The sequence below is a fragment of the Streptomyces sp. 4F14 genome (assembly GCF_048159485.1).
Classification (GTDB): domain Bacteria; phylum Actinomycetota; class Actinomycetes; order Streptomycetales; family Streptomycetaceae; genus Streptomyces.
The window spans coordinates 39033-53029 of the sequence record NZ_JBLRVY010000012.1; the positions used below are offsets into that span (position 1 = coordinate 39033).

Sequence of the window (13997 nt, forward strand, 5' to 3'; positions counted from 1 at the left end):
CCGAGGACGTGGGGGGTGCCGACACGGTGAGCGCCGCTGTCGAGGCGGCGGGGCGCCCCGAAGGCATGGAGGGTGCCGCTGTCGAGGCCGCAGGACGCCCCGAGGACGTGCTCGCCGTCCTCACCGATCCCGCCGGGCCCTTCCTGATCGGCGTACGGCATCACGCGCCCTCGCTGGCCGCCGTCGTGCCCGCCCTGCTGGAGGCCGCGCGGCCCGACGTGGTGCTCGTGGAGCTGCCGGGCGAGTTGCAGGAGTGGGTGGCCTGGCTCGCCCACGAGGACACCGTCGCGCCGGTCGCGCTGGCCGCCGTGCCCGAGGGCGGGGGCGGGGGGCCCGCGTTCTATCCGTTCGCCGAGTTCTCGCCCGAACTGGTCGCCGTGCGGTGGGCGGCTCGGCGCGGGGTGCCGGTGGTGGCCTGCGATCTGCCCTTGCGGGAGCGGGAGTTCGACGCCCGGGAGGTGACCGGGAGTGCCGGGCTCACCGAGGCGCTGCGGTCCCGGCTGACCGGGCGCGCGGGGGACGACCTGTGGGACCGGCTCGTCGAGGCCACCGCGCCGGGGTCCCCGCCCGAGGCGGTCCGGCGGGCCGCGCTGCTGACGGGCTGGGCGCTGCGGGCGGACGCGGAGGCGTCGGCCCAGGGGGTGGCCGTGGGCGACCTCGTGCGGGAGCGGTGGATGCGGAAGTGTCTCGCCGAGGCGACCGCGAACGGGGAGCGGGCGGCCGTGGTGGTGGGGGCGTTCCACGCGCCCGCGCTGGTGGGGGCGAAGGCGCCGGACGCATTCCCCTCCCCGGCGCCTGCCCCCGCGCGTTGGACCACCTCCCTCATCCCCTACACGTACGCCCTCCTCGACGAGCGGTCCGGCTATCCCGCCGGGATCCGGGACCCCGAGTGGCAGCACCGGGTCCTGCTGGCCGGTGGGGACGCGGCGGCGCTGGAGGAGGCGTTGGTGCGGGCCGCGGTGGAGGTGTGTGCGCAGGTGCGGGGCTCGGGGCATCCGTCGGGGCCCGCCGACGCGCGGGAGATCGTGCGGGTCGCCGTGGATCTGGGGCGGCTTCGCGGGCTGCCCGCCGCCGGGCGGGGGGAGCTGGTGGAGGCCGTGCAGTCCGTGCTGGCCCAGGGGGAGCCGTACGGCAGGGGGCGGGCCGTCGCGCGGGCCATGGAGCGGGTGCTCGTCGGAACGCGGGTGGGGCGGGCCGCTCCGGGGGCGCCGCGCAGTGGGCTGGCGCCCGCCGTGGAGGCCGAGGTGGCCGCGCTGGGGCTGCCGGGGCCAGAGCAGGCGGCCGCACCGGCACGCGATCTGCGGCTCGACCCGCTGCGGTCCGGACTCGACCGGCGGCGCGAGGTGTTGCTCGCCCGGCTCGTCGTGTGCGGGGTGCCCTACGGCGAGCGCAAGGAGGTCGTCGGCGCGGGCGGGGGTGACGCGTTGACCTCCCGGTGGGAGGTGCGGTGGACGCCGGCGACCGCCGCGATGCTCACGGCCGCCGGCCTGCGCGGGGTGACCGCCGCGCAGGCCGCCGAAGGGGTGCTGCGCGAGCGGCGGCGGGCCGAGGCCGACGCGGGCGGGGCGACGCCCGCGCAGGTGCTGCGCGGCCTGGAGGAGGCCGCCGAGTGCGGGCTCGCGGACCTGGTGGAGGAACGGCTCGACGAGGTCGCGGAGGTGCTGCCGGGGGCCGGCACGCTGGCTGAACTCCTGGCGGGGCTGGGGTTGTTGGACCGGCTGCGGGCGGGACATGTGGCGGGACTGGAGGGGCTTGCCGATCTTGTGGGGGCGGGGAACGGTGGCGGAGTGAGGACTCCGGACGGCCGCGCCGACCTCCGACTTGCCGGTGACGCCCAGGGCGAGGTACCGGACGAGGCTGGAGGCGGTCCGGGGGCACAGGGCGGCGGGGACGTGGGGCAGGCGACGCCGGGTGGCGGACGGCCTCTCGGCAGCGGTGCCGGGGGCGAAGCCGCGGGGGATGCGCGGGAGCGGCGTACGGGCAAGGCCGCTGATGTCGCCGGGGCGTTGACCGCTGCGGCTGTGCGGCAGGTGGACGGGTTGGTGGGGTCGGAGGAGGTCGAGGACGCCCGGGGGCTGTCGGAACTCGCCCAGCGTGCCGATGAGTTGGGCGGGCTACGGCTCGCCGGTGCGCTGGCGCGCCTCGCCGGGGAGGGGTCGGCGTTGATGCGGGGGGCCGCCGGGGGTGTGCGGGTGCTGCTCGGGCAGGAGGAGGCCGAGGGGTTCGGGGAGCGGGTCGGGTCGTGGGTGGACGGTGCCGTCGACGCGGAGGGGCGGGCCGCGTTGGCGGGGCGGCTGACCGGGGTGTTCACCGTCGCCGGGCCACTGCTGGAGGCCGCGGGGGCCGCGCTCGGGCCGTTGCTGGATCGCGTGTCGACGCTTTCCGACCGGGACTTCCTGGATCGGCTGCCCGCGTTGCGGAGTGGCTTCGAGACGTTGAGTCCGGCGGCGCGGGAACGGTTGCTCGCGGTGGTGGAGGAGCGGGTGGGGGGTGCCCGGGTCGGGGAGGCGGGGGTGTCGGCGGCCTGGGTGGCGGCGGATCTCGCGGCGCGGGAGGGGTTGCGGGGGTGGGGGTTGCTGCCGGGGCCGACACAGCCAACGGTTCCGGCGACGCCACTGATCCCGGCGACGCCTTCGGTTCCGCCGGCATCTCAGGCCCCGGTTACACCATCGATTCCGGTGACGCCATCGGTTCCGGTGACGCCATCAACTCCGGGCCGGACCTCGGCTCCGGCGCAGCCCGCGACTCCGGGGCAAGCGGCGCTTCCCACTCGGCCGGCGGTTCCGGAAGCCCTCTCCGGTCCCGCGCAGCCTTCGGTACCAGGTGTCGGCGGCGGCCCGTCGGTGGCCGGCAGCAGTGGCATACCGGCGCCGCCCTCCGTCGGCCCGTCCGAGCTCTCCCCCGCCACCCGGTGGCGGCTGGTGCTCGGTCGGCGGGCGGATCAGCTCGCGGGCAGGGCCGGGCGGTTGGCGACGGCGTTGGACGAGTTGTACGGGAGCGGCCGGGGTGAGGGGAGCCGGGGGAGTCTCGGTGGGGTCGGGGGTGGGCGGGAGGCCGCCTATCCGGGGGCCCGGGAGTGGGCGGAGGAGCTTGCCGCGCTGTTCGGGGCCGGAGTGCGGGAGGAGGTGTTGGCGGCGGCTGTCGCGGCGGGGCGCGAGGACGTCGTCGGGGAATTGGGGGTCGACGAGGTGCGCCCGTCCGTGGAACTCCTGCGGACCGTGCTGCGGCATGCGGGCGGCTTGCCGGAGGCGAAGGTCGCGGCGTTGCGGCCGTTGGTGCGCAGGCTCGTCGCGGAGCTGGCGCGGGAGCTGGCGACGCGGCTGCGGCCGGCCCTGCACGGTGCCGTGGTCGCACGGCCCAGCCGGCGTCCGGGCGGGGGCCTGGACCTCGCGCGGACGGTACGGGCGAACCTCCCGAGCGCCCGGATCGGAGCGGACGGCGTCGTTCAAGTCGTCCCGGAACGGCCGGTGTTCAGGACCCGGGCGCGGCGGTCGGCGGACTGGCGGCTGATCCTCGTCACGGACGTGTCGGGGTCGATGGAGGCGTCCACGATCTGGGCGGCGCTCACCGCGTCCGTCCTCGCCGGGGTGCCCACGCTGTCGACGCACTTCCTCGCGTTCTCGACGGAGGTCATCGACCTCACGGGGCACGTCGAGGATCCCCTGTCGCTGCTCCTGGAGGTGAGCGTCGGCGGCGGCACCCACATCGCCGCCGGGCTGCGGCACGCGCGGGAGCTGGTGACCGTCCCCGCGCGCACGCTCGTGGTCGTCGTCAGTGACTTCGAGGAGGGGTATCCGCTGGGCGGGCTGCTCGCGGAGGTGCGGGCGCTGGTCGGGGCGGGGTGCCAGGTGCTGGGGTGCGCGAGCCTCGACGACGCCGGGCGGCCCCGCTACTCCACGGGCGTGGCGGGGCAGTTGGTGGCGGCGGGCATGCCGGTCGCGGCGTTGAGCCCGCTGGAGCTGGCGCGTTGGGTGGGCGAGAGGATTGCGTAGTGTCGAGGAGGGGCATGTGACGGCCGAACTGCCGCCTGTCGTACCGTCGGTGACCGCCGAGCTGGTGGAGGCGCTGTCGCCCCGGCTGCGTAAACGGCTGGACGCGGGGATCGCCAAACTCGCGGGGCGGCCGGTCACGGTGGAGGGGGACACCGTACGGGTCGCTGTCGACGACGAGACGGACATCCAACTCGCCCTGTCCGGTGGGGTGGTGGGCCGGGCGGACGCGATCCGCTGCGGGTGCCTGCTCGCGCCCGACTGCCTGCACCGGGCCGCTGTCGCGTCGTTGGCGCCCATCGCCGAGAAGACGACGGAGATGGCGGAGATGGCGGAGACACCGGAGCCTGCCGAGACTCCAAAGGCAGAAGCACCGGATGCGGTCCTGGAACCGGTCGGCGCGGACGACGCTTCCGTACGCGCCGCCCGTGCCGTCTTCGACGCTGCCGCCGCCGTCCTCGACGCGGGCACCGACGGCGCCGGGGCCGTGCTCCAGGCGGAGTTGCTGCGGGCGGCGCACGGGGCGCGGCTCGCGGGGCTGCACCGGGTCGCGGGGGCGGCGGTGTCCGTGGTGAACGGGGTGCGGGCCGCGCGCGGCGGGGACGCCGGGTACCGACTCGCCGATCTCCAGGGGGCGTTGCGCGAGGTGCTGGGGGTCGCGTACCGGCTTCCGGCGGCCACGGACGGGGAGTTGGCCGTGCTGCGGGGGCGGGCGCGGCAGTCGTACACGGCCGAGGGGTCGTTGCGGCTGTACGGGCTGTTCTCCGAGCCCGTGCTGACCGCGACCGGGTACGCCGGTGTCGTCACCTGGGTCGCCGACGCGGACGGGCGCCTGTACACCGTGTCCGATGTCGCGCCGGGCGGGGTCGCGCGGGCCGCCGGGGCCGTCGAGCGGACCGTCCGGCTCGGTGACACCGCCCTCACGCACCGGGAGTTGGCGTCGGCGGGGCTCGCGGTGTCCGGGGCGACCGTCTCACCGACGGGGCGGTTGGGGGCGGGCGCGAAGGTGCGGGCGGTGCGGGCCGGTGGGGTCGGGTGGGAGCAGGCTCCCCTGGACGCGCTCTGGGAGGTGCCGGTCGGGGAGCAGGTCGCGCGGGCGCTCGGGGGTGAGGCTCATGACCTGCTGTTCCTCGACGTGACGATCGTCGGGACGGTTCGGGAGACGGGCGGGGACTGCCTGCTGGCCGACTGCGGTGGGGTGGCGGTGCGGTTGGGTGCCGCCCACGAGGATCCGGGGCTGCCGTGCCGGGACAACCTGCGGGTGCTCGCGGGGGCCGTGGGGGCTCAACTGCGGGTCGTGGGGCGGCTGGTGGCGGGGGCGGTGGCTCGGGTGGAGCTGTTGGCGGTGGGTGTCGACGGCGGGGTGGGGGTCGGGGTGGAGCGGCTTCGGTGGGTGGACCTGGAGGGGGTGGGGAGGGGCACGGGGAGCCGCGAAGGGGATTTGTCGACTCAGGAAGAGAAGACCGCCGCTCCGACCGACACCCCGGCCGACTCTCCGGCCGACGCCTCCGCCGACGCCTCCGCCGACACCCCGGCCAGCTCCCCGTCCGGCCGCCCGGCCACCTCTCCCTCCGACCCCGGCGAAGCCCCCCTGTACCTGCTGCAACGCCGACTCACCCAAGCCGTGACCGGCGGCCGACGGGTCCTCGCGGTCCCCGGAAGCGCTGCACGCGACGTACGGATCCTGCGCGAGGCCGGACTCGGTACGGCGGGAGACCTGCTGCACGCGCTGGACGCCGGGGCCGCCGAGCGCGGGCGTGACGTGTTCGGCCGTTTGCTGCCGGCGGACACGGGAGGCTTCGCCCGCGCATGGCTCGCCGGAGCGCTGTACGGAGTCGGCGTGGACCGGACCCTGTGCGCGGCGGCATGGGGAGCGGAGAGCCGGATGGAAGCGGCGATGCTGTGAGGCCGCGGCCGGAAGGCGAGCGAGCCTGCCCGGTGCCTCCGTACCGGACCGCACCCCGCGTCAGGCCGGCGTCACGTCCGACTGCCGAACTCGGGACGGCCCCGCCGCCTCACCCCCAGCGGCAGCGGATCGCGCAGCCTGGCCACGTACCGCCGATACGCCCGCCCCTGGGCCGACGTGCCCGCGACGGCGTCGGCACGGTCGGGGAACATCACGCTCCCCGCGTGCAGGACCCCGGCGCTCGCCCCGAACTGGTTGCCGTGCAGCCGCCCGGCGATCAGCCGCCCCCCGGGAACCGGCTTGCTCCCACCGGCCACCACCCGACCGCGGTTCACCTGGAACCAGACCTCACGACGGTTGCCGAACAGCACGACGCTCTCACGGAGGTCACGCACATCGGTGTACACGTCGAAGCTCCAGTCACCGTCCGAGGCGTAGTGCCCACGGAAGTGACGCAGGAACCGGTACAGGTCGACCGACGCACCGAACGGAACCACCGCGTCGGCATAAGGCTCACCGCCGACGAAATGAACTCTGAACTCGAAGCCGTACGACCGCCCCCGCACCGTCTTCTCGACGCCCAGCGAGAACGTGTCCGCGTCGTCATGACTCCACCGGCTCCCGGCGGGGACCTGGCGCCTCAGGTGCTCCAACGACAGCGGCCCCGGAGCGGCCAGCAGACCGGGGATCCGCTCGACCGAGCCATGGAGCAGGTAGAGGCACATCAGATCCACCGGATGCGTGTCCCGCGCCATCCGCGTGAAGACCCCACCGGAAAGATCGCCCCGCACAGTTCCTCCAGCCGTCGCGCCTCGCGCCAAGGCTAGAACCCCGTGCGCGGCAGCAGCACCCGCACCCCCTCCGGCACGAACGCCCCGAGCCCCTCCTCCCCCAGCCGCCCGCACTCCACGTCCGCGATCAGCCGCAGCAGCGCCGCCGTGCCCTGGGGCGTGTCGATGCGGGTGTCGATCGTGGCCAGGGCGCGTCGGGCGCGGTGCCAGGCGCGGGACGGGTGGGTGGGGTGGTCGGTGACGGCGAGGGCGTAGCGGGCGAGGAGCGTGGACCAGGCGTCGGCGCCGGGGACGCAGAGCGCGCGGTGCGCGGTGCGGCGGGCGGTACGGGGCGAGCGCCGCGCCTGGACGATCGCGAGGGCCGCGAGGCTGACCGTGCCGGCGGGACCGCCGGGGGCGCCCGGCGGGACGAGGTCGGCGGCCTGCGCGAAGCAGGACTCGGCGACGTCGAGGGAGCGCTCCCGCCAGGCCAGTACGCCTTCCACGTGGGCGATACGGCCGACCGTCGCGTCGTCGCCCGCGAGGACCGCGCCGGTCCAGGCGCGGCCGAGGAGTTCGCGGGCCGTCTCGGGGTCGGCGGTGCCGAGCCAGGCGGTGAGCCACAGGGCGCGCGGCAGGCTGGGGCTGTCGGGTTCCACCAGCGGCAGCAGCCGGCGGAGGTGGGCGTGGCCCTGCACGGCGTGCCCGTGGACGGCCCACCAGAACCAGAGGTTGACGACGGTCTCCACCGCGGCCTCGACGTGCCCGCGGCGGACGAGGGCGGTGAGGTCGTCGTACTCCTCCCGGACGAGCTGGACCGCCTGGCGCTGCTGCCCGTTGGTCCAGAGGTTCTCCGCGACGGCCGCGACGCGGCGGTAGTGCAGGGCGTGCCGTTCGTACGCGACCGTCGACTCGCCCGCCTCACGCAGCCGTTCGGCGCCGAAGTCGCGGGCGGCGCGGGTCATCCGGTACCGGGAGGGCCGTACGCCGCCGGGCTCGCCGAGCGTCTCCAGTACGCCCGATGCGGCCAACTGGGCGAGGAGACCCGGGACTTGGTACGGCTCGACGCCCGCGCCCGAGCACAGGAAGACGGCCGTCGCCTCGGTGAAGGAGCCCGCGAAGACGCTCGCGCGGGCCCAGGCGACCCTCAACTCCCGTTCGCACAGGCGGTATCCGGCGCCGACCGCGTCCCGCAGGGAACGGTGTCTGCGGGGGCCCGGCTGGGGGCCGGCCAGCCAGCACTGGTCGCGTTCCAGCCGGGCGGCGAGGTCCGTGACGGAGTGGCGGGTGAGCTGGCCCGCGGCGAGTTCGATGGCGAGGGGTACGCCTTCGAGCAGCCGGCAGATCCTGCCCGCCACCGCCAAGTCGCCGTCCCCGTAGCGCAGTTCCCGCCCTGTCGCACTCCGGCCGCGTTCGAGGAACAGCTCCACGGCCGGCCCCTCCAGCCCCAACGGGCCCAGCCTCAACACCCGTTCCTCACCCAGCCCGAGCACCCGCCGCGCGGTGACGAGCACCTTCAACGCCGGTACGGCCATCAGGAGACGCTGTACGAGGCCGACGCACTCGGCGTGGACGGGGTCGACGCCGTCGAGGACGAGGAGGGGGTGCGGGGCGGGGAGTGCGCGGAGGGCGGTGACGGGGTCGGGGGCGGTGGGGTGGAGGTGCGTGGGCAGCCCTGGGCGTCCGGGGAGTCGGGGGTGCTCGGGGAGTCGGGGGTGCGAGGGGGGTTCGGGGCGCTCGACCTCGTACGCCTGGGAGTGCTCCGGCGTGCGCTGGGCGCGGGGCGCCTCAGCGGGGGTCGGGCTGTCGGCCCGTACCGGCATCGCGCCCAGGCCCGCATCACGCGCCCCCGCGTCACACACCTCGGTGTCCCGCACCCCCATGTCACACCCCCTCGCCGCACCGCTCCCCGCCTCTCGCACCGCCCTCACCACCCGCTCCGCCAGCCCGCCTTCCCCGCTCTCCCCCACCCACACCACGGCCCCCGCTCCCACCGCCGCCCGCGCGAGTCTGCTCTTGCCCATCCCCGCCGCACCCGTCACCGTCACCAGCCGGTGTACCGCGAGGGCCGCGCGCAGGTCCGCCAGTTCGGATGCGCGGCCGAGCAGACCTCCGTCGACCGTTCGCGCACGCCGGGGCGCGGGCAGGGTCCCGGGGCTGTCGACACATGTCCACACGTCGTAACTCTCCATACCGTGACCTGCGTGTTCGCGAGGGGGACGGCAGGTACCGGGGTCGGAAGCCGATCGGCGGCCCGGTTTGCAGAACCGTCACTGCACTGTCGTCACGGACCCCAACGCGACACCCTCACGCCGGGTGGCGCCGCCGCGCACGGGATCACACGCGCAGATGAACGGGAGAACAGGTGAACGGGCCTGCGGCGCCGGGGCCGGGTGAGGGGACGGAAGGCCGGAATCGAGGACGAGGATCGCCTCGTGAAAGCGGCCGTTCTCGGGGAATTCGATGTCGGCTTCCGAGAAATCGAGCCGCTCACGAGCGAGGGGGAACCATGCCGTGTACACGGACTCCTTAGCACTGAACAGCAACCGGTCCCGGCGCACATCGACGGGGACACCAATGGAGATATGAGATCCCCTTTCCTTACCGGTCTTGCGGGCGAGATGTTGATCTTGCTAGCCTCGCATCGATCTTGTAAGCGAGTTGATACATCGTCAATTCTTGCCATTCCGATGATTGAGGTCGCGCGGATGCAACTGCGCATCGAACTTCGCCCGACGACCGGAGCCCCGGGGGGCCGTACCCTCAGTCCAGCGGAAACGGTCGTGGCCCTGGCAGCCCTGGTCCACCGCTTCTCGGGACACGATCTGAGCGTGCGGGGCCACCGGTCAGAGGATCCGCTCTTCCCCGCGCCGTTGCGGGTGGACGCCGATCTCATGGCCTGCTCCCTGGCCGAGAGCCTCACGCGAGCGGGGCTCGGCTCCCTCGACGAGGGGACGCCCGACGTCACCGTGACGGTCGACGAGATACCGGGCAACGGCTCCGAGGCAGTCGTCGACCTGGCCGAACACCTGGCGGTCGACGGTCTGGGCGACGCGGTCGCGGGGGCCGTACAGCACTTCGCCGATGAGATCGCACGGCTGCCCCACGCTCCTCTGCGTGACATCGGCACCGTCGCTCCTCACGAGGAGAAACGGTTGCTGGCGCTGTCGGGCGACCGGTGGGATGACACCGTACCGCTTCCCCTCGTGCACCAGCTGGTGGAGCGTCAGGCCCTGCTGAGGCCCGATTCCATCGCCGTGCGCGACGGCGCACGAGAACTCACCTACGCGGAGCTTCACTCAGCCGCCGTCCGCGCAGCACAGCGACTTCGTGCCGCGGGAGTCACGCCCGGCTCCCTGGTCGGCCTGATGACCGAGCGAAGCCTCGACGCGATCGTCGCGTTGCTCGCCGTGGCCAGGGCGGGGGCGGCTTCCGTGCCGCTCGACCCCTCCTACCCGGCGGCGCGTCTGCGCATCATGCTGGACGATCCCCGGATCACTGCCGTGGTCCACAGCGGGGACCTCGTCGTCTCCGCTCCAGCGGGCGCTGCCGTACTGCCGCTGGAGGAGCTCACCGACCGGACCGGCCCCGGGGAGGCCGGCCTCGGGCACGCCGACGATCCCGAAGACGCGCTCTTCACCCTCGTGTTCACCTCAGGCTCCACGGGCGTTCCCAAGGGCGTGGAGATCACGCATCGCGGCGTCGCCCGGCTGGTCACGGACGAACAGTGCACCGGCTTCACGGCTGATGACGTCGTCCTGCAATACGCGCCCCTGACCTTCGACGCCTGCTTCCTGGAGATCTGGGGAGCGCTGGCGCGTGGAGCCCGGCTGGAGCTGGCCCCGCCAGGACCGCTGGGGCTCTCCGAACTCGCCGAGGTGATCGAGGAACGAGGCATCACCGTCCTCTGGCTCACCTCCGGCCTTTTCCATCAGATCGCCGAGTACGAAGCGGACTGCCTGCGCGGGGTACGCCGGCTCTTCGTCGGTGGTGACGTCGTGTCGCCTCACCACGTCGATCGGGTCGCGTCCCTGTGGCCGCACGTGGAACTGGTCAACGGATACGGCCCGACGGAGAACACCACGTTCACCTGCTTCCACCCGATCGACCACGACGGACCTGCTCGTACCAGTGTCCCGATCGGCCGCCCCGTCGCCCGGACCCGCGTGCATGTGCTGGACCGGTACGGGCAGTTGGTGCCGGCGGGAGTCCCCGGTGAGCTGTGGGTCTCGGGCGAGGGCCTGGCCCGCGGCTACGCGTCGCGCCCGGACCTGACCGCGGAGCGCTTCGTGACTCCGCAGGAGGGTCCGCTGCGGGGCGTACGGATGTACCGGACCGGAGATCGGGTCAGATTCCTCGCCGACGGTGCCATGGAGTTCCTGGGACGCACCGACCTACAGGTCAAGGTCAACGGGTTCCGCATCGAGCTGCCGGAGATCGAGTCGGCTCTGCTCGCCTGCGACGGGGTCCGCCAGGCATGCGTGATCGTCGAACCGGACGCCGTCGGCGGAAAGCGGCTGGCTTCCTATGTGGTCGCCGAGGACGCGGACGGGCGGCTGGGACTGGAGCTGCGCAAGGCTCTGCGCGCGCAGTTGCCGCACTACATGGTGCCGACGCGTTACACGGTGCTCGACGAGCTGCCGCTGACCCACAACGGCAAGGTCGACCGTGCGCGCCTCGCCACCACCATGACTACGACGAACAAGGACTGAATCACCTATGACCACCCCCGCCACCAGCGTCCACGAAGCAGTCGTCGCGATCTGGACCGAGATCCTGGGTACCGAGGTCACCCCGGACACGGACTTCTTCCTGCTCGGAGGGCACTCTCTGCTGGCGACGCGGATGATCGCACGCGTCGAACAGACTCTGGGTGTCAAGGTGCGGCTGCGCGACGTCTTCGATCACCCGGAGCTCGATGATTTCGTCGGGCTGGTGACCAAGCTGGCCGCGGCCCAGTCCTGAACGACGGCGGAAGCGGCCGTTCTCTCTCATGCTTCGTTGCCTGCCCGGCATCTCGAAGCGTGGAGAACGGCCACTTCCCTTGTCTCAGTGCTGGCCCGGCAGCGAGGTGATCGGGTGCCCGGCGACACGGTGCGGCTGGTACAGCTCTTCGAGGTAGTCGATCTCGTCGTCGTCGAGCACCACGTCCACCGAGTCGATGGCGTCCTGGAGATGACTCATCTTGCTGGCACCGACGATGGGTGAGGTCACCGCCGGCTTGGACAGCATCCACGCCAGTGCGAGCTGGGCCATCGGCACGCCCCGCTTGTCGGACAGCTGCGCCAGCCGCTCGACGGTCTCGCGGTCGCTGTCGTTGTCGCTGTAGAGAATCTTGCCGAACTCGTCGGTCTCGCTGCGTGCGCTGACGACGTCCCACGGGCGGGCCAGCCGCCCCCGGGCCAGCGGGCTCCACGGGATGACGCCTATGCCCTGGTCCTCGCAGAGGGGCAGCATCTCCCGCTCCTCCTCGCGGTAGATCAGGTTGTAGTGGTTCTGCATGGTGCTGAAACGGGTCCAGCCGTTCGCGTCGGCGACGTACTGGGCCTTGGAGAACTCCCAGGCCCACATCGAGGACGCGCCGATGTGCAGGGCCTTGCCGGCCTTCACCACATCGTGCAGGGCCTCCATGGTGACCTCGATCGGCGTCGCCGGGTCCCACCGGTGGATCTGGTAGACGTCGACGTAGTCGGTGCGCAGCCGGCGGAGGCTGTTGTCGATCTCGGTCATGATCGCCTTGCGGGACAGCCCCACGCCGTTGGGTCCGGGGCGCGTCCGCCCGTGGACCTTCGTAGCCAGCACGACCTCGTCGCGGCGACCGTACTCGTGGAGGATCTGCCCGACGATCTGCTCGCTGGACCCCGCGGAGTACACGTTGGCGGTGTCCACGAAGTTCACCCCGGACTCCAGGGCGTGCAGCATCAAAGGCCGCGCCTCGTCCAGGTCCAGAGTCCAGTTGTGGACGCCTTTGCCCGGCGTGCCGAAACTCAGGGCACCCAGGCAGATCCGCGACACGTCCATGCCGGTCGAGCCCAGCTTGACGTACTTCAAGATGCTTCCCCTTCATCGGTTCTGTGATCGGAAAATCACGGTCGAGGACGACCGGATAGCGGCATGGAGAATGCCTCAGCCCTGGGCTGCCGCCGGTTCTCGTACGCGGGACGCGCTCACCGCCACCAGCAGGCCCAGAAGAATGCAGGCCGCGCAGATGAGGAACATCGTCTGATATCCGGCGGCCTCGGCAACGAGCCCGAGGGAACCGCTGCCGATGGCGACACCCACCGTGAAACAGGCGCCGAAGACCGACAGCGCCATGGCCCGCCCGCGCTCGCTGACCGAGCGCACCACGAACACACCGAGCGCCGGGTAGATCTGCCACATGCCCACCCCGGTGAGCACGCCGCCGATCACCCCCATGACCAGCCCGTGCGACAGTCCGACGAGCGCGATCCCCACGGCCTCGACCGAGAACAGGATCACCAGGTCCATCGGCCGCGTGGCCTCCCAGCGGATCCAGGTACCCGCGATGCGCAACAGCACCACGGTCAGGGAGTACGCGGTGACCACGGCCGCTCCGCCGGCGATACCCAGGTCGTTGAACTTCGCGACCGCGAAACTGGCGACGGCCGCGAAGCCGAACGCGGTGAAGACCAGGGCGACGCTCGGCAGTACGGTGCCCAGCAGCGCCTGGTTCCGGTCGACGTCGGCGGTCTTCTCCGTCTTCGGGGGGAGACGTACCTCGGGCACGTACAGAGCGATCGGGATGACGAGCAGGGTGACCAGCCCGGCGATCACGAACGTCTCCGCCGTGCCTGCCCAGCGAGCGATCAAGGTACCCAGCGGAGCACCGATCCCCAGGGCCAGGTAGTTGACGGTGCCGCCCAGCCCCAACGCCCAGTTCTGCCGGTCCTTGGCGACCAACTGCACCGGCCAGACCCCGGTCGCGGCCTGCATCACTCCCATACCGACACCCACCAGCAGCCGCAGGGCCACCAGTTGGGCGATCGACCCGGCCAGCGGGTAGCACACCGTGGCCAGCGCCGTCAGCACCGCGCCGCCGATGGAGAGGGACCGGGTGCCGAGACGGTTCATCAAGGCACCCGACACCGGCCGGGACAGCAGCGAGGTCACCGCGTAACTGCTGATGACCGCGCCGACGTCCGCCGGGCCGCCGTGCAGGCGATCCGTCACATGGCCGGGCAGGATCGGAATCGTCAAGGCGAACGGCAGGTAACCGATCCCGGTGGCCAGCGAGATCAGCAGTGCGTGCCGTATCGACCGTTTGTCGGTGGTCTCGGCGGCCTCGGAATTCAGCTCAGTCGGCACAGAAGC

General features: G+C 73.0%; 8 protein-coding genes and 1 pseudogene. 4 read left to right on the plus strand and 5 right to left on the minus strand.

Features of this window, described 5'->3' with window-relative positions:
- Positions 1–65: 65 nt before the first annotated feature.
- Positions 66–3992, plus strand: a complete 3927-nt coding sequence (locus ACLZOT_RS21920) for a DUF5682 family protein (RefSeq protein WP_416970875.1) — start codon at positions 66–68, stop codon at positions 3990–3992.
- Positions 3993–4008: 16 nt separating this feature from the next.
- A complete protein-coding gene (locus tag ACLZOT_RS21925) occupies positions 4009–5895 on the plus strand; it encodes a hypothetical protein (RefSeq protein ID WP_416970694.1) in 1887 nt (628 codons plus the stop codon).
- Between the two features lie 71 nt (positions 5896–5966).
- On the opposite strand, the gene ACLZOT_RS21930 is transcribed toward ACLZOT_RS21925, so the two are convergent.
- The 3 genes and pseudogenes from ACLZOT_RS21930 to ACLZOT_RS21940 all read right to left on the minus strand — a co-directional run.
- Positions 5967–6686: a hypothetical protein gene (locus ACLZOT_RS21930; protein WP_416970695.1), complete on the minus strand. Its 720-nt coding sequence runs from the start codon at positions 6684–6686 to the stop codon at positions 5967–5969.
- Positions 6687–6718: 32 nt separating this feature from the next.
- Complete coding sequence (locus ACLZOT_RS21935; protein WP_416970696.1) at positions 6719–8857, minus strand: ATP-binding protein; 2139 nt, start codon at positions 8855–8857, stop codon at positions 6719–6721.
- A gap of 78 nt (positions 8858–8935) precedes the next feature.
- Positions 8936–9229 (minus strand): annotated as a pseudogene (locus ACLZOT_RS21940) (hypothetical protein); the annotation flags it as partial.
- Between the two features lie 219 nt (positions 9230–9448).
- Between ACLZOT_RS21940 and ACLZOT_RS21945 the strand changes: the two are divergent.
- Positions 9449–11377, plus strand: a complete 1929-nt coding sequence (locus tag ACLZOT_RS21945; protein WP_416970697.1) for an amino acid adenylation domain-containing protein — start codon at positions 9449–9451, stop codon at positions 11375–11377.
- A 7-nt stretch (positions 11378–11384) separates the two neighbouring features.
- Positions 11385–11630, plus strand: a complete 246-nt coding sequence (locus ACLZOT_RS21950; protein WP_416970698.1) for a phosphopantetheine-binding protein — start codon at positions 11385–11387, stop codon at positions 11628–11630.
- An 84-nt stretch (positions 11631–11714) separates the two neighbouring features.
- Here the strand turns inward: ACLZOT_RS21950 and ACLZOT_RS21955 are convergent, their stop codons facing one another.
- Both ACLZOT_RS21955 and ACLZOT_RS21960 read right to left on the minus strand, forming a co-directional pair.
- Positions 11715–12716: an aldo/keto reductase gene (locus ACLZOT_RS21955; protein ID WP_416970699.1), complete on the minus strand. Its 1002-nt coding sequence runs from the start codon at positions 12714–12716 to the stop codon at positions 11715–11717.
- Positions 12717–12791: 75 nt separating this feature from the next.
- The gene (locus tag ACLZOT_RS21960) at positions 12792–13991 is read right to left on the minus strand and encodes an MFS transporter (RefSeq protein ID WP_416970700.1); all 1200 of its coding nucleotides are present in this window, start codon (positions 13989–13991) and stop codon (positions 12792–12794) included.
- Between the last annotated feature and the right edge of the window lie 6 nt (positions 13992–13997).